The following is a 20,454-nucleotide window of genomic DNA, read 5'->3' as shown; positions in this document are numbered from 1 at the left end:
GGTCACGCCTCCTGGGTGCGGTGGGTGCTGCGGGAGCCGTCGCGGCGGATGCCCATAGGGCGGCCGACGCTCTCGGGGACCGGCAGCGCGTCGTGCGCGGCCTGGATCGCCCCGAGGCGGCGCAGCAGCTCCTCGGGGAGCGGGCGCGCGCGGCCCTCGGCCATGTCCACGTGCAGCAGCATCTGTTCGGCGGTGGCCAGCAGGGTGCCGTCGGCGCCGTGCCGCATCTCGTGGAAGAGGTGCACGCGCTTCGCGTCGTGGTCGAGCACGCGCAGCGTCAGCGCGAGCGGCGCGCCCTCGGCCGCCTCGCGCTTGTTGTGGATGTGGGTCTCGACCGTGTAGAGCGAGCCGCCGTCCGCGCGGTACTCCTCGCCGATGCCGAGGTAGCGGAAGAAGGCGTCGGAGTTGTCGCCGAAGACGAGCAAGTAGCAGGACTCGCTCATGTGCCCGTTGTAGTCGACCCACTCGGGCCGCACCGGGGTGGAGTGCAGCGCGAGCGGCGCCGGTACGGGCGCCTCGTCGTCCCATGTGCGGTGTCCTGTGCCCTCGTACGGGGTGACCACGCGGCCCGGCCCGTCCGCATCACCGCCGCCCATGCCGGCCGTCGCGCCCGCTGCCGTCTGCTCTGCCATCTGCTCTCCCTCGGAGACGCCGTCGCCACCTTTCGTGGGCGTCGCACAATGTGCGGCGCCCGTTCACATGATGCGACGCTACGAGCGGCGGCTCACGCCCGTCAAGGCGCGCACCGGCCCGGACCTGCGGCGGACTACGCTGCGAGGTGCGCAGCACAACGGCAGGAGGCAACGGACATGGACGCGGCACACGCCCCGGACACAGCCACGGGCACGCAGGCGGAGACGCGCCCCGAGGCGCGGCAGAGCGGGGGCCGGGTGCAGTCGCTCGAGCGCGCGATCGCGCTCCTGAACGCGGTCTCGGCGAGCGCGCCCGAGGGCCGTCCGGTCGCCGAACTCGCCACGGACTGCGGCCTGAACAGGGCCACGGCCTGGCGGCTCCTCGCCACCCTGGAGCACCACGCGCTGGTCGAGCGCGACCCGGTCGGCAACCGCTACACGATCGGCTCCGCGATCAGCCGCATGGCCTCGACCGCGGGCGTCGAGGGCCTCATCCGCCGCTCGCACGACGTGCTCCAGCGGCTGTGCGAGGACACCGGCGAGACCGCCAACCTCGCCGTCGCGCAGCGGCTCGGGCTCACGTACGTCGACGAGGTCGTCCCGCCGGCCGTGCTCAGCGCGCGCTGGCTGGGCCGCCAGGTGCCGATCCACGCGACCTCGGCCGGCAAGGCGCTGCTGGCGTGGCAGTCGGCGGAGGAGGTGGACGCGCTGCTGTCGGGGCCGCTCGCCGAGTACACCGAGACGACCCGCACCGACCGCGAGGCCCTGCACGCCGAGCTGGCCAAGGTGCGCGCGCAGGGCTACAGCGTGAGCGTCGGCGAGCTGGAGCCCCAGCTCTACGGGGTGGCCGCGCCCGTACTCGACCCGAACGCGCACCCCATCGCGGTCGTCAGCGTCTGGGGCCCGAGGGACCGCGTCCCCGAGTCACGCTTCCCTGACCTGGGCGACCGGGCCCAGCAGGCGGCCGCCGACATCCGCGCGCGGCTCACGCCGGGTGTGGCGGAGGTGGGGAACTCGGCGTGAGGGCGCGGGGGTTCATGCGCCCTGGGCGGGAGTTCATGCGCCCTGGTCTGCCGCGCCGCGAGGGAGCCAGCCGAGCAGCGTGAGGGCGCGGGAGCTCACCGCGGCGCGGCAGTCCCGGGTGCAGCGTGAGGGCGCGGGAGCTCACGCACCCCGGTCCGCCGCGCCGCGATCGAGCCGGTCGAGCCTGGCGCCCACATCGGGGCAGTTCTCGCGTACGACGTCGAGGAACGCGCCCAGCGGCGGCGACGGGTCCTGGTCAGCGAAGGACAGGATGAGGTCGGGCAGCGGCGTGCGCGGCGTCACCTCGCAGAAGCGGACGCTCGGGCGCGGGGCCGCCAGCATGCGCGAGGGGCCCAGGCCCACGCCGACCCCGCAGGCGGCCAGGCCGATGATCGTGTGCACGTCCCTCGCGACGGTCGCGCCGTCCAGCGCGGCGGACTCCTCGCCCAGCAGCGTACGCAGCCCGGCCCTGGCCGCGGGCTCGTCCTCCCCCGCGGCCACGATCAGCGGTTCGCGCCGGAGCTGGTCCAGGCTCACCGACGCCTGACCCGCGAAGGGGTGGGCGCTGCCGACGACGGCGGTCAGGCGGTCGTGCCCGATGGGTACGGACACCAGCCGCTCGGCTCCGGCGCCGCGCGGGGGTCCGAGGGTGACGGCCACGTCCAGTTCCCCCGCGATGAGTGCGGAGGCGCCGCGGCTGGACGCCATCTCGTGCAACTCCAGCCGCACGTCGGGCCGTTCGCGGCCGAACCGGCCCAGCACGTCCGGCAGCGGGGCGAGCAGCGCCGAGGCGATGAACCCCAGGCGCAGCCTGCCCGTCTCGCCGCGCGCCGCACGCGCGGCGTCCACAGCGGCCGCCGACATCTCCGCCAGCGACCGCCGCGCCCGCGCGAGGAACGCCTCGCCCGCCGCGGTGGGGAACACGCCCTGCCGCGTACGCGCGAACAGCCGGGCCCCCAACTCCCGTTCCAGGTCGGCGATCTGCTTGGACAGCGGGGGCTGCGCGATGCCCAGGGCGCGGGCGGCGCGGCCGAAGTGCCCGTGCTCGGCGAGCGTGAGCGCGTAGCGGAGATGCCGCGCCTCCATGACCAGCCCCTTCGTGGTACTCGATATCCCGTACGTATCGCAGGCCAGCGTTCCATATCTTCCGCTGGATGCGGCTGCCGGTCCCCGGGTGGGATGGGGCCATGACGCCCTCCCCGAGCACCGCGAGCACCGCGAGCACCGCGAGCACCGTGAACGCCGAGAACGCCGAGAACGCCGAGAGCCCTGCCGGAACCGCCCCGTACGACACCGTCTTCGTCCTCGTGCACGGCGCGTGGCACGGCTCGTGGCAGTGGGCGGCGACGCAGCGCGCGCTCGCCGGGCTGGGTGCGGCGAGCGTGGCCGTCGATCTGCCGGGGCACGGCTTCGCCGCCCCGCTGCCCAGCGGGTACCTGCTGCCCGGCAGACCCGGCCTGCTGACCGAGAAGTCGCAGGTCGCCGACGTGACGATGGACGACTGCGCCGATGCCGTGCTGGACACGCTGCGCCGCGTGCGCCGTTACGGACGTGTCGTGCTGGTCGCCCACAGCGCGGGCGGCGGCCCCGCAGCCCTGGCGGCCGAGCGCGCGCCGGAGCTGGTCGACCACCTCGTCCACCTCTCCGCGTTCGTCCCCGCCGGCCGCCCCCGCTTCCTCGACTACGTCGACGCCCCCGAGAACGCCGCGACCCACGGCCAGAGCCTCCACCTCGGCGACCCCCAGGCGCTCGGCGCCCTGCGCATCGACCCGCTCTCCTCCGATCCCGCCTACGTCGAGGAACTGCGCCTCACCCACTACACCGACACCCCCGCCGACCACTTCGACCGCTGGCGCTCGGCCCTCAGTCCCGACCTCCCCCTGGCCCTCCCCACGACCCCGGTCACCCTGACCGCGGCACGCTGGGGCCGCATCCCGCGCACCTTCATACGCTGCGCCGACGACCGCGCACTGCCGACCGCGGTACAGGACCTGATGATCGCCGAGGCCGACCAGACCATGCAGAACGAGCAGTTCACCGTCCGCACCCTGCCGGGCGGCCACAGCCCCTTCGCGGCCCGCCCACACGAACTCGCCGAGACACTGATGGCAAGCTGACCCTCGCGCCAATCGCCCGCACCGGGCCAACGCTGCCCCGGACGACGCGAGTTCCCCGCCCCCACGCCCGCTTGTACGAAGCCACCCCACCCGGCAAGGTGGCCCCGCGCCGGGCGTGCCGGTGTGATCGGCCGGGAGCGGAGGCGGGTTCATGGGCGGGCAGGACGCACAGCGAGGGTCCGCGGTGGAGTCGGGCGCGCACCCCGCGCGCGTCTACGACTTCATCCTCGGCGGGACCGACAACTTCCCCGCCGACCGCGCCGCCGCCGAGGAGACCTGCCGCCACTGGCCCGCGCTCCCCGTGCACATGCGGGCCAACCGCGCGTTCATGCACCGGGCCACGCACGTGCTCGCGCGCGAACACGGCGTACGGCAGTTCCTCGACATCGGCTCCGGCCTGCCCACCCGGCCCAACCTGCACGAGGTGGCCCAACAGGCCGCGCCCGACGCCCGCGTGGTCTACGTCGACAACGACCCGCTGGTGCTGGAGCACTCCCGCGCGCTGCTCGACGGCACGTCGCAGGGCCGTATCGCGTACCTCGACGCCGACATGCGAAAGCCGGGCGACATCCTCGAAGCGCCCGGCTTCCGCGACACCATCGACCTCGGCGAACCCGTCGGGCTGACGGTCATCGGCGTACTGCACTTCCTGCTCGACGGCGACGACGCGCCCGGCCTGCTCGCGCGCCTGCTGGAGCCGCTGCCGCCGGGCTCCTTCCTCGCCGCGTCCATCGCCACCGCCGACTTCGCACCGGAGGAGGTGGGCCGCGTGGCGCGCGAGTACGAGGCGCAGGGCATGCCCATGCGGCTGCGCACCCGCGCCGAGGCGGAGGCGCTCTTCACGGACCGCGGCCTGGACCTGACCGCCCCCGGAGTGGTCCAGGTGCACCACTGGCGCCCGGGCCCGGACGACGAAAAGGCGCCCGACCGGGACATCGCGATGTACGGCGCGGTGGCCCGCAAGCCATGAGCACCGCGAGCGCCGCGGGGCGCCGCGTACATCGTGAGGGCCGCCCGGTCGGGCGCCTGTCGGAGCGGGAGGCCGCCTACATCAGCCCCTGCTCCTCCGCCATCTCCTTCACCACGCGCGGCGCCGTCCACAGCGTCGGCAGGAGGACGAAGCCGACGGGGACCGCGGTGATCACGATGAAGGACTGGAGCGCGGTGATGCCGCCCTCACCGACGATGATCAGTACGGCGGCCGCCGCGCCCATGAGCAGGCCCCAGAAGGCCCGTACCAGCACGGACGGTTCGCCGGTCTCGGTGCCGGCAGCGGCGATGCTGTAGGACATCGAGTCCGTCGTGGTCACCACGAAGGTCAGCGTGAGCAGCAGCAGCGCGACGGTGATCACGCCGCTGAGCGGGAAGTGGTCCGCGATGGAGATGACGCCGGCGTTCATGCCGGAGGACTTCAGCGGTCCCGAGACCGAACCCGGGTCGCTCTTCTCGAAGAAGATGCCGGTGCCGCCGAAGACGGTGAACCACACCATGGTCGCCACCGGCGCCAGCAGCGAGGAGCTGACCACCAGGTCGCGCACGGTGCGGCCGCGCGAGATGCGCGCCACGAAGATCGCCATCAGCGGCGCGTAGCCGAGGAACCAGCCGAAGTAGAAGACGGTCCACTGGTTGAGCCAGGTGTGGTCGTGCCGGTTCAGCGAGAGCGGCACGAAGTCCCGTACGTACTGGGCGAAGCCGCCGAGGAAGGCGTCCGAGACGAAGGCGACCGAGCCCAGCGCGAGGAAGGCGACCATCAGCGCGGCCGCGAGCCAGATGTTGAGCCGGCTGAAGAACTGGATGCCCTTGTTGATGCCGGTGACCACGGACAGCACGGCGACGGCCGTCAGCACGAGGATCACGGAGAGCTGCACCGGGTAGCCGTCGGGGATGCCGAAGACGTGCGAGAGGCCGTAGGAGACCTGGAGCCCGAGGAAGCCGATCGGGCCGACGGTGCCGGCGACCACGGCGATGATGCAGATGACGTCGACGAGCCCGCCCAGCTTGGAGTGCCGCACGCGCTCGCCCATCAGCGGGTAGAGCAGGGTGCGCGGGCGCAGCGGCATGCCGCGTTCGGCACCGCGCATCATCACGATCGAGCCGAGCGTGCCCAGGACGGCCCAGGCCAGGAAGCCCCAGTGCGCGAAGCTCTGCGCGAGCGCGGACTCGGCCGCGCCCTGCGAACCGGAGCCCGCGCCGCGGTAGAGCGGCGGGGTGTCGATGAAGTGCTGCACCGGCTCACCGGCGGCGAAGAACACGCCGCCGCCGGCCAGCAGGGTGCACATCACCATCGCGAGCCACTGGAAGCGCCGGTACTCGGGGCGCTCAGCGGCGCCCAGCCGCACCTTGCCGTAGCGCGAGAAGCCCAGCACCAGGGCGACGCCGAAGGTCGCCAGCAGCAGGACCTGCCAGAACGGGCCGAACCAGCGGCCCACGGCGGAGGATGCAGCGGTCACCGCGCCGCCGGTGGCGCCGGGCGCGACCAGCGCGGCGATGACGAACGCGACCAGCAGGCCGCCGCTGCTCACCATCACCGCGAGGTCGGTGCGGCGGAGGCCGCCGGTGCTGCGGGCACCGTCGGCGCTGCCTTCGCCTTCACCCTCGACGGTACGGGCGTCGGACGCGCCGGGTATGCCCTCCGGTCTCCCCTCCGGACCGGACGGTTTCGGCGCGTCCTCGCCCTCGTCGTCCCCTGGCGCCGCGGCCGCGGCCGGAGCCACGGTCGTCGCGGTGTTCTCTTGCGGGCTCGGCATGCTCGCTGTCCCTCGCTGCTGACTGCTGGGTCGTGACCCGGGGACGGCACGCCGGAAGCCAGCGGGGCAAGCACGAACACCGGCATGCGCCCAGGGGCCGTCGTTCGTCGCCGCGGTGGTTCTCGGCGCGCGCCCGCCGGTGTCGTCAACCAGGCAGCCTGCGGGACCGGGGACCAATGGGTCAAATCAGATGCTTTTCGCTCCGGCCGCCTCCGCCCCTGCTCACGGCCGCTTGCCAGAGATTACGTAATTACGTAATCTCCCACGCATGGATCTCGAGCACCGCGTCGCCGAACTGGAGCGGCGCCTCGCCGCACTGGAGCAGGCGTCCGGGCAGGGGGCCGAGCACGCGTCCGGGCAGGGGCCCGGGCACGCGTCCGGGCAGGAGGCCGAGCCGGCGTCCAGGCAGGGAGCCGAACGGCAGACGGCGGACACCCCGGACCAGACCCCCGCACCCCGCGAGGACCTGTGGGCCCTCAACGGCCTCAAGGACCAGCTCGCCGAGCTCGGCGCCGAGAACGGCGGCGTGCTGTTCACCGGCGCCGTCCGCACGCCGGAGGGGCTGCGCTACGAGTGGCAGTACGGACTGACCACGGACACCGTCCTGGACGGCGACTGGTCGGAGGCGGCCGAGCCCTTCGCCGCGCTCGGCCAGCCCGTACGGCTGCGGCTGCTGCGCGAGATCCTCGCGGGACGCCACACCGCCGCCGAGCTCACCGAGCTCGACGGCACCGGCACGACCGGGCAGATCTACCACCACCTCCGGCAGCTCACCGCCGCGGGCTGGCTGCACTCGGCGGCCCGCGGGCGCTACGAGGTGCCGGCCGACCGCGTCGTACCGCTGCTGGTCATGCTCACCGCCGCCGGGCGCTGACCACGCGCGGCCCGGGACCAGGACTGCACGCATCCACGCATCCATGCATCCATGCATCCAGGGGGAAGAGAACAGATGAAGAGCGACACCACCGGCGCGCCCCGGTCCCGGTCCCTGCGCAAGGCCACCGAGACCGCGTCCCGCGTCTTCCTGCTGATCTATCTGGCGATGATCGTCGCGACCTTCTTCACCGACGACGTGCCCCTCTGGGCGACGTGGTTCCCGCTCGGCCTGTGGCTGCTGTCCGGGTACGGGGTGAGCCGCATGGCACGCACGGCGGACGAGCGCGCCGCCGGCCCCGCCCACGCGGGTACGGAGGTGGCCGCGCCGGTCACCGGCCGCTGGAAGGCGCAGAACAGCCCGGCCGACAAGGTCCCCAGCCACGGGACCCGCGCCTACGGCCAGGCGTACGCGATCGACATCGTCGCCGAGCCCTCCGAGGGCTCGCGCCCCGGCTTCGGCTGGTGGCCGCTGACCCGCCGCTGCGCGGACTTCCCCGCGTACGGGGCCGAGGTGCTGGCGGTCGCCGAAGCGACCGTCGTGCACGTCGAGGACGGCCAGCGCGACCACCTCAGCCGCACGTCCTGGCTCTCGCTGACGTACCTGCTCATGATCGAGTCACTGGTCCGCGCGGTGGGCGGCGCGCGCCGCGTGATCGGCAACCACGTCGTCCTCGACCTGGGCGACGACACCTACGCCCTCTACGCCCACCTGAGCCCCGGCACCCTGAAGGTCCAGCCCGGCGACCGCGTACGGGCAGGCCACCCGATCGCCCTCTGCGGCAACTCCGGCAACAGCACGGAACCCCACCTCCACTTCCAACTGATGGACACCCCGGACCCGAACACCGCGAGCGGCATCCCCTTCACCTGGACGGGCGTCGGGGTACCGAAGAGCGGCGAACTCTTCGAGGCGGGGACCGCCGAGAAAGCGGTGGAGCGGGTGCCCGCGCCGGGGGCCTGACCAGCGCTCGCCTCGCCCTGGCCTGCTCCCGCCTCGCCTATGGCTGCGTCAGCCGCAGCAGGGCGGGGCGGGTGTGCGACTGGGGCTTGAGCACGGTGTCCGCGCCCCATGTGCTCTTCCCTTCCGTCACCAGCACGTCGGGGACCACCGAAACGGCCCTGGAGACCTTGCCGTTGTACTCGAACACCAGGAGGTTCCCCGCGTCGTAGTAGTGCTTGCCCTCCAGCACCGGCTCGCCGACCACCCGCTCGACGCGCTCCGCTGACGCGCCCTCGCTGAAGACGTGCACCTTCTCCCACGCGAAATCGGTGAGGTCGGAGATCTTCGCCGTACCGCCACGTCCGCTCAAGTCACGGAACTTCTGCGACAGTTCCTTGTCGTGGGACACCCCGGACCCGCCACTCATCTGATAGCCCTCGCTCACCCGGTCCCCCGTCTCCGCGCACGCCCCGCACAACAGCAACACCGCGACGACCGCCGCGCCCGCTCCACGCCTCAACTCCCGCTCCCCGCTCCGCTGTCCTTGCCACTGCCCGAACCGCCGCTGTCGGTCGATCCTGAGCCGACTTCCCCGCCCTGCTCCGGGGGAGGAAGCGTGGGTTCCCCGGTCTCCTGAGGACCGATCTGATCGCTGAAGGCCAGGCGGCCTCCGCCCTTGGGCACCACGACCATGTCGCCGTCGCGCACGGCCCTGTCGATGAGGTCCGCCAACTCCTGCTCGCTCGCGTCGGGGTGGGCCTGGGCGACCCTTCGGCCGATCTCGTTGTTGTGCAGGTCCATGGCCTCCCGCTCGGGGTTGTTCCCCGGGATGGCCTCATGGGCCAGGGTGTACCTCTCCGTCCAGTCCGCGCCGTACTTCTTCGTCATCAACGCGTTCCAGTACGCGTGCCGGAAGGCGTCGTTGTGGTCGTCGTTCTGGTCGTCGCTGGGGAACCGCTTGTCCGCCGTGCCGAACGCGTCGTCGCGGATCCCCTGGAAGTCACGGAGGCCGCTCACGCCCAGCTCGTCGAGCATGTCCGCCTCCTTGGCCGTGACCTCGACGCCGCCGCCCACGAGCTGCCGCATCAGCCAGTTGCGGGGGTAGCCGACCATTCCGTCCGGGTCCGGGGAGACCTGGTGCTCGCGGAGGATCCGGTCGAGGTCCTCCTGCGAGCCCGGAGGCGCGTAGTCCACCTTGGCCGGGTTGAAGCCGTGCATGCCGGCCTTGCGGCTGCCCGGAGGCGCGACGGAGGCGTCCAGCGCCGCCTTGAGCGCGGCATCCGCCTCGTTCACGGCTTCGACAGCCTTGTCGAGCGCCGCCTGCCACTCCTTCACCCTGCCGTCCATCTCGGAGGCGTACGAGGGGTCCTGCCGTCTCGCCTGCCGCTGGGCGTCCGACAGAGCGGCCGTATTGAGCGTGACGCGGCCCTCGCCGTCCACGCCCATCTCGGCGTCCTCCGCCTCGGCCACCTTGCGGCTCAGGGCCTTCTTGCGTGCCGCAAGGTCCTCGTACCCCTCGGTGAGCACCTTGGCGATGCCGTCCGCCTGGCTCTCGGCGTTGTCGAACTCGCCCGCGGAGACCTCGGCCACCTCGTCGTACCGCACCTTCGCCAGGCCCGCCCAGTGACTGCCGGAAAGGTGGCCCCGCACACGGGAGTTGTAGTCGCGGTGCAGCTCACCGAAACGCTTGCTCATACGCTTCCACGCGTCCGCCGCGTCCTCGAGCTCGCCGAGGTCGGCGGTCATGATGTCGCGGTAGGAGAGTGCCATCGCCGGGCCGCCCCGTCAGCCGACCGGCCGCAGGCCCGTGGGCCCGCTCCCCGGCAATCCGGGCACCGGGGGCGTGTTCCCCGGCGCGAAGGTGTCGCGGACCATCCCGTCCTGCGTCTGGTAGAGCACCATCGCGCCGCGCAGGGCGTCCCGCTCGCCCTGGAGCCGCTGCTCGAGATTGCGCACCTGCTTGCCCCATGCGCGCAGGGCGTCCTCGACACCTTGCCAGGACTTCCAGGCATGCAGGGTGGCGCCGGGCGACCCCCGCTGCGAGCGCTCGCCGGGCTCTCCGCCCATCCGGCCCGCGCTCCGCAGGTGCGGCAGCATCTGCTCCTGGAGGTATGCCGCCGCCGCTTCCTTCGCCGCGGGATCGGTGGCCAGACGGTCGCCGTCCCCCGGACCGTTGCCGCCGGCGGCCGACGCCGCCGAAGCGAGCCTCGTCCGCGCGTCCCGCCGGGCCTCCCCCTGCGCACGCAGGGCGTCCCACTCCGCATTGAACGAGTCCACCGTGGCTCCCCCGATTCACCTGCCGCTCCTCACGAGCGCCATGACACGTCAAGCTTCGGCAGACTACACGTCAAATCCTGGCAATGAAGGCGCCTCCACTCCCCCGCACGGAAACTCCGTCACTTCTCCAGAGGCGACGCCTCACTCCGCTCCTCGGGCCCCACCGGGAACCCGCGGAGACCCCAACACCCCGCAGCTCAGCCCCCGTTGACCCCCGCCATCCGATCCTCCGGATTCACGATCGCGCAGCGGCTCATGGAGAGGCAGCCGCAGCCGATGCAGTCGATGAACTGGTTGCGGAGTTGCTGGAGTGTCGTGATGCGGTCCTCGATCGCCTCGCGCCACAGGCCCGTCAGGTGCTGCCACTCGGCGCGGTTGGGCGCGCGGTCCTCGGGGAGGTGGCGCATCGCCTCGCGGATGTCGGCGAGCGGGATGCCGACGCTGGAGGCCATCCGGATCAGGGCGATGCGGCGCAGCATGTGCCGCGGGTAGCGGCGCTGGTTGCCGGAGGTGCGGTGCGGGGTGAGCAGCCCCAGCCGCTCGTAGTGGTGCAGCGTGGCGACGGTCGTGCCGCTGCGGTGCGCGGCCTCGCCGACGGTGAGCTGGGTGTGCGCGTTGGCCATGGTGCGGACGGTACGGCATTGACCTCATGTGCACATGAGGTTCTACGTTCGGCCCATGTCCCAGGATCTCGATCCCGACACCCCTGCCGTGCACGGGAGTTGGCGCGCGCTGCTGAGCGGACGCCACCGGCGCGCCTCCGTCGTGCTGGCGGGCGGTGTCGGGCTGTACGCGACGAATGTCTTCCTGACCACGAGCCTGCTGCCCGCGGCCGTCGAGGAGATCGGCGGCGCGCGCTTCTACGCGTGGGTGACCACCGTCTTCCTGCTGGCCTCGGTGATCTCCTCGACGCTGGTCGGCGCCGTGCTGCCGCGACTTGGCGCACGGAACACCTACTTCGTGGCGCTCGGCTCCTTCGCGCTCGGCACCGCGGCGTGCGCGCTGGCCCCGTCGATGCCGGTGCTGCTCGCGGGCCGCTTCGTACAAGGGCTGGGCGGCGGGCTGCTGTCCGGGCTCGGGTACGCGCTGATCCGTTCGCTGCTGCCGGAGCGGCTGTGGCCGCTGGGCACCGCGCTGGTGTCCGGCATGTGGGGCGTGGGCACCTTCCTGGGTCCCGCGCTGGGCGGCGCGTTCGCGCAGTACGGCATGTGGCGCGGCGCGATGGCCGCGCTGCTCGCCGCGACCGTGCTGGTCGCCGTCGTCGTCCCGCGGGCCGTCCCGGCGGAACGGGACCGCGGCGGCGACGCGCCCCCGGTCCCCTCGGCGCTCACCGTCGCGCTGCTGGTGTGCGCCGTGCTGCTGGTCAGCATCGGCAACATCACCGGGTCAACGGCCCTGTTGGGCGCGCTGCTCGGCGGCGCGCTGCTCACGGCGCTGCTGGCCCTCGCGTACGACAGGCGGCGCGGCGGCCGCATCCTGCCGCCCTCGGCCTTCTCGCGCACCTCTCCCCTGCCGTGGTGCTACGGGGCGATCGCGCTGTTGTCGGTGGCCTCGCAGATCGAGGCGTTCATCCCGCTGTTCGGTCAGCGGCTCGCCCACCTCCCTCCGCTGGCGGCCGGGTTCGCGGGCGCGGCGATCGCGCTGGGCTGGACACTGGGCGAGATCCCCAGCGCGGGCGTGGCAGGACCGCGCGCCAGGAGCCGGGTCGCCTCCGCCGGGCCGCTGCTCATCACGCTCGGCTTCGTGGCGGCCGGACTGCTCGCCGCGCGGGCCATGGGCCTCGGCTCCACGCTCGGCTGGATCGCGGCGCTGCTGGTGGGCGGCGCGGGCATCGGCGTCGCCTGGCCGCACGCGGCCACCCGCGTCATGAGCGGCGTACGGTCCGAGAGCGAGGGCGGGACGGCGGCGGCCGCCATCAACACCGTTCAGCTCGTCTCGAACGCCGTCGGCTCGGCCACCGCGGGCGTCCTGGTCCACCTGGGCGGGCCCGCCACCGAGGGCCAGGCGCGCCTGTCGCTCTGCGGCATCGGGCTCGCGGGGGTGCTGGGCGCCTGGTGCGTGTGGCGCGGCACCGCGGCCTGGCGCGGGGAGCGCGTGCCGCCGCGCGCCGGTGCGCCGTCCGGTACGTCCCTGGCACCCTGACCCGATGAGAGCCGAGACCGCGTATCACGGGGACATGGGCCGGGCCTTCGCCGAGAGGGCCACGGTCAGTGCGTACAACGCGTACACCGACCGGCCCGCCATGCTCGGGCTGGCCGGTGACGTGGGCGGGCTGCGGGTGCTGGACCTGGGGTGCGGGGCCGGGCACTACGCGGACGAGCTCCTGCGGCTCGGCGCCCGGCAGGTCGTCGGGGTGGACGGCAGCGAGAGCCTGCTGCACGCGGCGCGCGAGCGCCTCGGCGACGGGGCCGTGCTGCACCACCACGACCTGGAGGAGCCGCTGGGCTTCCTCGACGACCGCTCCTTCGACCTCGCCGTCTCTGCGCTGGTCTACCAACACCTGGACGCCCGCGCGCAGTTCCTCGCCGAGGTGCGGCGAGTGCTGCGCCCCGGCGGCGCGCTGGTCCTGTCCATCACGCACCCGACGGCCGACTGGACGATGACGGGCGGCTCCTATTTCACGCACGAGCGCGTGCGACTCCCCTTCGGCGACGCCTTCGCCATGGACTACTGGCGCATGACGATGGAGACCTTCCTCGGCGAACTGCTCGGCGCCGGGTTCGCACTGGAGCACCTGACGGAGCCTCAGGCCACCGAGGGCGCCCGGGACACCGACCCGCGCCGCTACGAGAAGCTGCGCACGGTGCCGAGCTTCGTGGCGGTCAGGCTGCGCAACCCGCAGTAATCCCGGAACCGCAGCGATCCCGGAAGGGGTCAGAAAAGGCCCTGGGCGGCGGGAGGCGTCGCGCGCCACTGCTCGACGGCCGGCTTCAACGCCTCGCCGAGCAGGGGCAGCCGGGGTACGAGGGAGAGGCACGCCACCATGCGGCACATGCCCACGGCGTTCACGAACCGCAGCACGCGCGGGTCCGGTGCCCGCAGTCCCAGGCGCCGCGCCGCGACGTCGTAGGCCGCCTCGCACTCGGGCCCGAGGGCCGCGAGGTCCCACTCCGGCGGGCCGAGCGTGACCAGCTCGAAGTCGGAGTGGAGCGGCCCACGGACACCGGCGACGATGTTCACCGCGGGCGCGTCGCCGTGCACCGGCTGGAGCCCGGCGCCGGGGAACTCCGCCTCGAACGCGGCCCGCGACCCGACCAGCGGCTCCAGCGCCGCCCACTCGCGCCGCGCGCGGTCCAGGTCGTCCGGGCCCAGGAGGTCCGGGCGCCCTGCGAGCGCCGCCAGGCCGTCGGTGACGAAGCGCGGTTCGGCGGCCGAGAGGAAGGGCAACTCGCCCGGGTACGCGCGCAGTTCGTCGTGCAGCTCCGCCACCAGGGCCGCGTTCCGTACGTAGTCGGGCTCGGCGGCGGCGTCCTGCTCGGTGAACTCCCAGAAGGTCATCGAGAAGCCGTCGCGCCGCACCGGTTCGCGCGGCACCAGCGGGCTCGGCGGGATCACCGGCGTGCCGCGCTCCGCGAGCCAGGCCACCACGTCCAGCTCGGTGCGCTGCCGCGCGGCCTGCGTGTCGGGGTCCACGTACGGAGGCAGCACGGTCGGCACCCGTACGACCACCGGCGAGGGCGCGAGGTGCACGACCACGGAGAACACGTCGTGCAGCACCACCGCCTCGTCCACGGCGAGGCCCAACTCCCGCCCCGCGCCCACGGCCGCGCCGAAGGCGCGCGAGGTCCGCTCGGCGATCTGCTCGGGCGTCATGAACGCGAACGAGCCGGGGATTCCGCGTGATTCGGGTGATTCAGGCATGCGGTGAGGGTGCCACGCGGGCTGCGGCGGGGCGACGGAATTACGAGCGGGCCGTGGCAGCCGTCCTACGGCGAACTCCCTCACCACGGCCCGAACTCCCCCACCCCCTCGTGCCGCCCCTCCCGGTCCAGCAGATGCCCCATGCGCTTGACCGTGTAGAGGCCCACGATCCGGTCCGTCACCGTGAGCCCGGGCAGCCGCGTACACAGCGCGGACTCCACGCGGTGCAGGTCGGACAGGTCGTGGACCCACAGCGTGGCGAGGATGTTGGCGGGCCCCGTCACGGCCGCGACCAGGCGGCATTCGGGCAGGGCCGCCACCACCTGGTGCGCGGCGTCCACGTCGGGCGCCGGCACGCGGGCCAGCAGCGTGACCGGTACGGGGCGGCCGGCCAGCGTCTCGGCCAGGTCGCAGCGGAAGGTGACCAGGCCCGAGGACTCCAGGCGGCGCAGGCGGCGGCGCACGGTGGCGGTGCTCGCGCCGGTGCGCGGGGCGAGTTCGGCCCAGGTCAGCCGCCCGTCGTGGAGGAGTTCGCGGAGCAGCGCGCGGTCGAGCGCGTCCAGTTCGCCGCCCCCGGTGCGCTCGGCCTGCGGGCGCGGGTCGCCCTCCCGCAGCGCGGTCCGCTGCGCCGGGTCCAGCGAACGCAGCCGCCACCGGCTCCCCTCCACCCGCAGCGAGGTGGCGATCATGCAGGAGAGGGAGGTCAGCCCGTCGAGGTGTTCCAGTTCGCCGGTGAGCAGGGCGCCGAGCGCGGGCAGGTCGGGGGTGAGCACGTCCAGCAGCACGTCACCGCCGGAGGTCACCGCCTCCACCGTGGCCACCTGCGGGTACGCGGCGAGCTCGCGCATCAGCCGCTCCCGCGCGCCCGGTGCGCAGCGCACCAGCACAAAGGCGGTGCAGCGGCTGCGCGCGTACGCGGGGCCCGGCGCGGCGGTCACCCAGGCGAGTCCGGCCTCGCGCAGCCGCGCCCAGCGGCGGGCGAGCGTGCTCGCGGAGACGCCCAGCGGAGGCGCGAGTTCGGCCCAGGAGGCGCGCGGCCGCAGTTGCAGCGCGTGGGCCAGGGCGAGATCGAGTTCGCTGGGGGTGTCCGTTTCTGGCATCGCCGCGCTCCCTGCGTCCGTTTCCCGCGATTCCGCCGATCGTACGGCCGGGTCACCGCACAGTAGCCGTCGCCGCCGCACCGGGTGCTGCGCGGCTGCCAGGCGACGGTTACCGACTCGCAGATGGGGTGAAGCCATGACTTCGCGCGGCACGGCGTTCCCGTACACGGTGTCCTCGGGACGCGGCATGCTCGCGGCGATGGCGCTGGTGGTGCTCTCCAGCGGCATCGTGCAGGGGTATCTCACCCCGCTGCTGCCCGCGCTCGGCGCGCGGCTGCACATCGACGGTGTCGGCCAGAACGGGATCTACCTGCTCTCGCAGGTGGCGTTCGCGGCGCTGACCCCGCTGCTCTCCCGGCTCGGCGATCTGCACGGGCACCGCAGGCTGCTGCGCTGGGCGCTGGCCTCGGTTGCCGCCGGATCGCTGCTGATGGCGGCCTGGCCCGCGCCCGCGACGCTGGCGGTCGGCGTGGTGCTGCAGGGCGCCGTGGTCGGCTTCTTCCCGCTGCTGGTCGGCATCCTGCGCACCCGGGCTCCGGAACGCGGCCGCTCCGGCATCGCCCTGCTCGTCGGCGTGCTGCTGGTGTCGATCGGGCTCGGCGGACTGGCCTCGGGGCTGCTCAGCGAGGGGCATGCGGAGGCGGGTCTGTGGGCGGCCGTACCGCTGTGCCTCCTGGCCCTGCTCGCCGGGCTCGTCCTGCCCGGGGGCGCGGCGGCGTACGGCGGCCACTTCCACACCGGTGCCGCGCTGCTGCTGACCGCGGGCCTGGTCGGCGTGGTCCTGGTACTGGCGCAGGGCAGCACCTGGGGCTGGGCCTCGGCACCGACTCTCGGGCTGGCGGCGGGCAGCCTGATCGCGCTGGTGTGGTGGGTGCGGGTGGAGAGCCGGTCGGCGCAACCGTTGGTCAGCGTGCGGCTGTTGACCAATCCGCGGCTCGCGGTGGTGAGCGCGTGCACGTTCTGCGCGGCCTTCGGCACGATCGGGTTCCTGGGCGCGAACGCCACCTTCCTCGGGGCCTCGCCGTCCGCCACCGGGTACGGGATGGGGCTCGGGCCGCGCGCGATCGCGGTGGTGGCGCTGGCGATCGTGCTGGCCGGGTTCGCCGGTTCCTCGCTCACGCCGCGGCTGGCGCGCCGGGCAGGCGACCGCGCGGTGCTGGCGGCGGCCGGCTGCGTGGGCGCGGCGGGCTTCGCCGCGATGGCCGTCCTCCACTCCACGCTGCCGCAGTACGTGGCCGCCGCGCTGGTCGTGGGCCTGGCCACCGGGCTCTTCGAGTCGATCACGCGCACGCTGTCGGCCGAGGCCGTCGCCGAGCACGAGACCGCGCTGGCCGTCGGCATCAACGAACTCGCCCTCTCCCTCGGCGCGGCCATCGGCGCCGCCGCGATCGGCGCCCTCTTCGCGGCCCACCGCGAGCCCGCCACCGGCCACATCGCGTACGAGGGCTACCTGTGGGCCTGGTGGACGTGCGCGGGGGTGGCGGCGCTGGGCGGAGTGCTGGCGCTGGGCTACCGCCGGGGTCGCGGGGGTGCGCGGGGCGGTCCCGCGCACGGAGAGGAAACGGCGACGCGGCCGCCTCACGCACAGCAGACCGGCGCTTGACCCCGCGCTGAACCACCGAACACGAGGCCCCGCGCCAGGCCACGCACCGGGCCCGAGCCGAAACCCCGTACAGAATCAGGAGAAGCCCTCGTGCCCAGTACAACCCACCCCGACCTCGCCGCGGCTCTCGCCCCCTGGCGTGACCCCCTTCTCGCGCTCAGTCACAGCCTGCATGCCGAGCCCGAACTCGCCCTCGGCGAGCACAAGTCGGCGGCGAAGATCGCCGCGCTGCTGGAGGACGGCGGGTTCGCGGTCGAGCGCGGTGCCGGCGGGGTGCCGACCGCGCTGGTCGGGACGCGGGGCAGCGGGGAGCTGGTGGTCGCGCTGTGTGCCGAGTACGACGCGCTGCCCGGGCTCGGCCACGCCTGCGGGCACAACGTGAACGGCGCCGCCTCGGTCGGCGCGGCCCTCGCGCTCGGCCGCCACGCGGACGAACTCGGCCTGACCGTGAAGCTCGTGGGCACCCCGGCCGAGGAGGACACCGGCGGCAAGGTGCTGCTGCTGGAGGCCGGCGTGTTCGACGACGTGGCGGCGGCGATGATGGCGCACGCCGCGCCGGAGGACAGCGCGGGCGCGTCCTCGCTGGCCATCGGCGCGTGGGACATCGCGTACCGCGGCACCCCGGCCCACGCGGCCGTCGCGCCCTGGGAGGGCGTGAACGCGCTGGACGCGATGACCCTCGCGCACACCGCGCTCGGCCTGCTGCGCCAGCAACTCCCGCCCCGTACGGTCGTGCACGGCATCCACACCGAGGGCGGCCAGGCCGCGAACGTGATCCCCTCCCTCACCCGCGCCCGCTACGAGGTCAGGGCGCCCACCCTCGAAGAGCTGGCCGCGGCGCAGCGCCGGGTGCGCGCCTGCTTCGAGGCCGGCGCGCTGGCCACCGGCGCCGAGCTCGAACTGCGGACGCACGGGCGGGACTTCGCCGAGCTGCGGCAGGACGGCTTCCTGACGGACGCGTACGTGCGCGCGGCCCGCGCCCTGGGCCGCGACGTCACCCTCCGCCACGGCGAGGTCCTGGCCTCCACCGACATGGGCAACGTCTCGCGCCACGTGCCCTCGCTGCACCCCACGATCGGCTACGACACCGGCGGGGCGCGCCAGCACACGGCCGAGTTCGCGCGGTACGGCACGAGCGCGGGCGCCGACCGCGCGGTGCTGGACGCCGCGACCGCGCTGGCCACGGTGGGTGCCGAGGTGGCGAGGGACCCCACGCAGCGCCGCCGCCTGCTGGATGCCGCAGCCGCGCGTGCGCCGTACGGGGCACAGAAGACCGGCGCGGCCCGACCCCTGGGAGACTGAGGCGGATTCCCCAGCGCCCGTCACACAGCACGAGCACGAACCGAGGAGTGATCCCATGGGCCGCACCGAATACTGGTACGACCCCGAAGCGCCGAAGCCCAACTCCCTCGTCCCCGCCTGCAACATGCTCGTCGTGCGGCCCGGGGACGGCGCGATCCTGCTCCAGCGGCGGCGGGACACCGGGCAGTGGGCGCTGCCCGGCGGCGCGATGGACCTCGGCGAGTCGCCGAGCGCGTGCGCGGTGCGCGAGTGCGAGGAGGAGACCGGCATCATCGCCGAGGCCACGGGCCTGCTCGGGGTGTACTCGCCGCCGCGGCACATCGTCGCCTACACCGACGGCGAGATCCGGCAGGCGTACGAGGTCACCGTGCTGGGCCGTCCCGTGGGCGGCGCACCGGCGGTCAACGACGAGGCGGACGGCGTGTGCTGGGCGCTCCCGGAGCGGCTCGACGCGCTGGACATCCACCCCTCGATGCGGCGCCAGATCGGCCACTGGCTCAATGGGGAGTATCCGCACGTGGACTGATGCGGCGCACCCGTGTAAACGATTTCTCATTTCGCCCCGATGTTGTTGAACCGCTCCCGTTCGCAGGTTCAGACTCGGTGGACATCTGCCGCAACTCCGGCCCCGTGAGGGCCGCGGCAGCGGGCGTCCGTACGGGGGACGTTCCACATCACTCCACCGATCGCGAACCATCGATCGCGACCATCGATCAGGAACGGGGAATCACACATGCCGGAACCCGGAGAGACCCGCTCGACCGGCGAACTCGGGCTGGTGAGCCGGAGGATGACCCTCAAGGCCGGGCTGGGCCTGGCGGCCGGTGCCGCACTCGTCGGCACGGCAGGGTCCGGGATCGCGCACGCGGGCAAGGACAGGCTGGCGCGGGCCAACGCGCGCAAGGTCGGCCGCTTCACCGGGCCCGACCTGACGGGGAAGTTCGGGGCGCACTTCGTCGACCTGTGCATCCCGGTGCAACTGGCCGACGGCTCCCTGCTGTTCATCGGCGGCGACACGTACGGCGCGGGCACACCAGCGCCCTCGCCCGAGCACCCCAAGGGCGACGACTGGCGCGGACCGACCGGGCTGCGCTCGCACTCGGACGCGGCGGCCGGGCCCGTGGTCATCGACGGCGCGGTCAGTGACCGCCCCGGCCACGCGAAGGGGCTGGTGCCCGAGGACCACGTGGGCAAGCCGGGCGGCCCGTACACCACGGCGCTGCCCTCGGACGTCTTCCGCGTCGGCGACACGCTCTACATGCACCTGATGCGCGGCCCGATCTACGACACGCACCACACCGACTTCTGGAAGTCCACCGACAACGGCGAGACCTGGACGTACCTGCGGCAGTGGCCGCGGGAGCTGTTCGGCTTCCAGTTCCAGCAGAAGACCTACGCCGCCGACACCGGGGACGACCCGTACGTCTACGTCATGTCGACGGTCTTCAACCGCTACCGGGACTCGGGGCTGCTGCTCTTCCGCGTCCTCAAGTCGGATCTGGACAAGACCGACAAGGACGCGGCCGAGTCCGGCTGGGGCCCGAAGTACGCCTACCAGGGCTGGGGCAACGCCAACGGGCAGTGGGCGTGGGGCAACGAGCCCACCTCCATCACCGAGACGCGCTTCTGGGGCGAGATCTGCTTCCGCGCGATGGGCGGGAAGTACGCGCTGAGCTGGTTCCAGCCCAACAACGACCACAACCTCGAGGACATCCGCGCCCAGGTCTTCCCGCTGCCCACCTCCGACCTCTTCCAGGGCACCGAGCAGACCATGGTGTACGCCAGCGGGAGCAACCCCGCCAGCGACCCCGAGTCCGTGCAGGGCAACCCCTACGGGGGCTTCATCTTCCCCGGCTCGACCTTCGAGAACTTCCAGATCGCCGTCAGCAACTGGAACCCGCAGGCGCCCTACGACACGAACGAGAACTACGTCGTGAGCCAGTGGCGCACGCGGCTCGACCCCGGCATCTGAGCAC

General features: G+C 73.4%; 20 protein-coding genes. 11 read left to right on the top strand and 9 right to left on the bottom strand.

The genetic code is table 11. The features are described 5' to 3' along the window. Nucleotides 1-2: 2 nt before the first annotated feature. Nucleotides 3-632, bottom strand: coding sequence for a thioesterase family protein (locus ABEE00_RS03755; protein WP_345743760.1), 630 nt, complete (start codon nucleotides 630-632; stop codon nucleotides 3-5). 177 nt (nucleotides 633-809) lie between these two features. Between ABEE00_RS03755 and ABEE00_RS03750 the strand changes: the two genes are divergently transcribed. Continuing rightward, the gene (locus ABEE00_RS03750) at nucleotides 810-1,655 is read left to right on the top strand and encodes an IclR family transcriptional regulator (RefSeq protein WP_345743759.1); all 846 of its coding nucleotides are present in this window, start codon (nucleotides 810-812) and stop codon (nucleotides 1,653-1,655) included. Between the two features lie 141 nt (nucleotides 1,656-1,796). Here ABEE00_RS03750 and ABEE00_RS03745 read toward each other — a convergent pair whose 3' ends face one another. After that, the gene (locus ABEE00_RS03745) at nucleotides 1,797-2,741 is read right to left on the bottom strand and encodes a LysR family transcriptional regulator (protein ID WP_345743758.1); all 945 of its coding nucleotides are present in this window, start codon (nucleotides 2,739-2,741) and stop codon (nucleotides 1,797-1,799) included. A 101-nt stretch (nucleotides 2,742-2,842) separates the two neighbouring features. Between ABEE00_RS03745 and ABEE00_RS03740 the strand changes: the two genes are divergently transcribed. Together ABEE00_RS03740 and ABEE00_RS03735 are read left to right on the top strand one after the other, a co-directional pair. Then, nucleotides 2,843-3,772: an alpha/beta fold hydrolase gene (locus tag ABEE00_RS03740; RefSeq protein ID WP_345743757.1), complete on the top strand. Its 930-nt coding sequence runs from the start codon at nucleotides 2,843-2,845 to the stop codon at nucleotides 3,770-3,772. A 151-nt stretch (nucleotides 3,773-3,923) separates the two neighbouring features. Then, nucleotides 3,924-4,742: an SAM-dependent methyltransferase gene (locus tag ABEE00_RS03735; RefSeq protein ID WP_345743756.1), complete on the top strand. Its 819-nt coding sequence runs from the start codon at nucleotides 3,924-3,926 to the stop codon at nucleotides 4,740-4,742. 76 nt (nucleotides 4,743-4,818) lie between these two features. Here the strand turns inward: ABEE00_RS03735 and ABEE00_RS03730 are convergent, their stop codons facing one another. Next, the gene (locus ABEE00_RS03730) at nucleotides 4,819-6,519 is read right to left on the bottom strand and encodes a BCCT family transporter (protein ID WP_345743755.1); all 1,701 of its coding nucleotides are present in this window, start codon (nucleotides 6,517-6,519) and stop codon (nucleotides 4,819-4,821) included. Nucleotides 6,520-6,787: 268 nt separating this feature from the next. Here ABEE00_RS03730 and ABEE00_RS03725 point away from each other — a divergent pair, with 268 nt between their 5' ends. Together ABEE00_RS03725 and ABEE00_RS03720 are read left to right on the top strand one after the other, a co-directional pair. Further along, nucleotides 6,788-7,393, top strand: coding sequence for an ArsR/SmtB family transcription factor (locus ABEE00_RS03725; protein WP_345743754.1), 606 nt, complete (start codon nucleotides 6,788-6,790; stop codon nucleotides 7,391-7,393). A 75-nt stretch (nucleotides 7,394-7,468) separates the two neighbouring features. Beyond that, nucleotides 7,469-8,356, top strand: coding sequence for a M23 family metallopeptidase (locus tag ABEE00_RS03720; RefSeq protein WP_345743753.1), 888 nt, complete (start codon nucleotides 7,469-7,471; stop codon nucleotides 8,354-8,356). Between the two features lie 37 nt (nucleotides 8,357-8,393). Here ABEE00_RS03720 and ABEE00_RS03715 read toward each other — a convergent pair whose 3' ends face one another. The 4 genes from ABEE00_RS03715 to soxR form a co-directional block, all read right to left on the bottom strand. Continuing rightward, a complete protein-coding gene (locus ABEE00_RS03715; RefSeq protein WP_345743752.1) occupies nucleotides 8,394-8,855 on the bottom strand; it encodes a hypothetical protein in 462 nt (153 codons plus the stop codon). Continuing rightward, entirely contained in the window at nucleotides 8,852-10,105 is a 1,254-nt protein-coding gene (locus ABEE00_RS03710; protein WP_345743751.1) for a DUF6973 domain-containing protein, read from the bottom strand. The genes ABEE00_RS03715 and ABEE00_RS03710 overlap by 4 nt, the downstream gene beginning before the upstream one ends. A gap of 15 nt (nucleotides 10,106-10,120) precedes the next feature. After that, nucleotides 10,121-10,612, bottom strand: a complete 492-nt coding sequence (locus ABEE00_RS03705; RefSeq protein ID WP_345743750.1) for a hypothetical protein — start codon at nucleotides 10,610-10,612, stop codon at nucleotides 10,121-10,123. Nucleotides 10,613-10,809: 197 nt separating this feature from the next. Further along, the gene (gene soxR / locus ABEE00_RS03700; RefSeq protein ID WP_345743749.1) at nucleotides 10,810-11,235 is read right to left on the bottom strand and encodes a redox-sensitive transcriptional activator SoxR; all 426 of its coding nucleotides are present in this window, start codon (nucleotides 11,233-11,235) and stop codon (nucleotides 10,810-10,812) included. Nucleotides 11,236-11,290: 55 nt separating this feature from the next. On the opposite strand from soxR, the gene ABEE00_RS03695 reads away from it, so the two are divergent. Both ABEE00_RS03695 and ABEE00_RS03690 read left to right on the top strand, forming a co-directional pair. Beyond that, nucleotides 11,291-12,754: an MFS transporter gene (locus tag ABEE00_RS03695; protein WP_345743748.1), complete on the top strand. Its 1,464-nt coding sequence runs from the start codon at nucleotides 11,291-11,293 to the stop codon at nucleotides 12,752-12,754. A 4-nt stretch (nucleotides 12,755-12,758) separates the two neighbouring features. Further along, nucleotides 12,759-13,457, top strand: coding sequence for a class I SAM-dependent methyltransferase (locus tag ABEE00_RS03690; RefSeq protein WP_345743747.1), 699 nt, complete (start codon nucleotides 12,759-12,761; stop codon nucleotides 13,455-13,457). 29 nt (nucleotides 13,458-13,486) lie between these two features. Here ABEE00_RS03690 and ABEE00_RS03685 read toward each other — a convergent pair whose 3' ends face one another. Both ABEE00_RS03685 and ABEE00_RS03680 read right to left on the bottom strand, forming a co-directional pair. Further along, nucleotides 13,487-14,473: an aminoglycoside phosphotransferase family protein gene (locus ABEE00_RS03685; protein ID WP_345743746.1), complete on the bottom strand. Its 987-nt coding sequence runs from the start codon at nucleotides 14,471-14,473 to the stop codon at nucleotides 13,487-13,489. Nucleotides 14,474-14,553: 80 nt separating this feature from the next. Further along, nucleotides 14,554-15,573 (bottom strand): Lrp/AsnC family transcriptional regulator, encoded by a 1,020-nt coding sequence (locus ABEE00_RS03680; protein ID WP_345743745.1) that lies wholly within the window; start codon nucleotides 15,571-15,573, stop codon nucleotides 14,554-14,556. Between the two features lie 136 nt (nucleotides 15,574-15,709). Here ABEE00_RS03680 and ABEE00_RS03675 point away from each other — a divergent pair, with 136 nt between their 5' ends. The 4 genes from ABEE00_RS03675 to ABEE00_RS03660 all read left to right on the top strand — a co-directional run bounded on the left by ABEE00_RS03675 (nucleotide 15,710) and on the right by ABEE00_RS03660 (nucleotide 20,450). Further along, the gene (locus ABEE00_RS03675; protein WP_345743744.1) at nucleotides 15,710-17,176 is read left to right on the top strand and encodes an MFS transporter; all 1,467 of its coding nucleotides are present in this window, start codon (nucleotides 15,710-15,712) and stop codon (nucleotides 17,174-17,176) included. A gap of 90 nt (nucleotides 17,177-17,266) precedes the next feature. Further along, nucleotides 17,267-18,478, top strand: coding sequence for a M20 family metallopeptidase (locus ABEE00_RS03670; RefSeq protein ID WP_345743743.1), 1,212 nt, complete (start codon nucleotides 17,267-17,269; stop codon nucleotides 18,476-18,478). Between the two features lie 55 nt (nucleotides 18,479-18,533). Beyond that, entirely contained in the window at nucleotides 18,534-19,004 is a 471-nt protein-coding gene (locus ABEE00_RS03665) for an NUDIX hydrolase (protein ID WP_345743742.1), read from the top strand. Nucleotides 19,005-19,211: 207 nt separating this feature from the next. Continuing rightward, nucleotides 19,212-20,450: a DUF4185 domain-containing protein gene (locus tag ABEE00_RS03660; protein WP_345743741.1), complete on the top strand. Its 1,239-nt coding sequence runs from the start codon at nucleotides 19,212-19,214 to the stop codon at nucleotides 20,448-20,450. The last annotated feature ends 4 nt before the right edge of the window (nucleotides 20,451-20,454 follow it).

The organism is Streptomyces odontomachicola, from assembly GCF_039605595.1.
Classification (GTDB): domain Bacteria; phylum Actinomycetota; class Actinomycetes; order Streptomycetales; family Streptomycetaceae; genus Streptomyces.
This window is presented reverse-complemented; position numbering and strand designations above follow the sequence as displayed.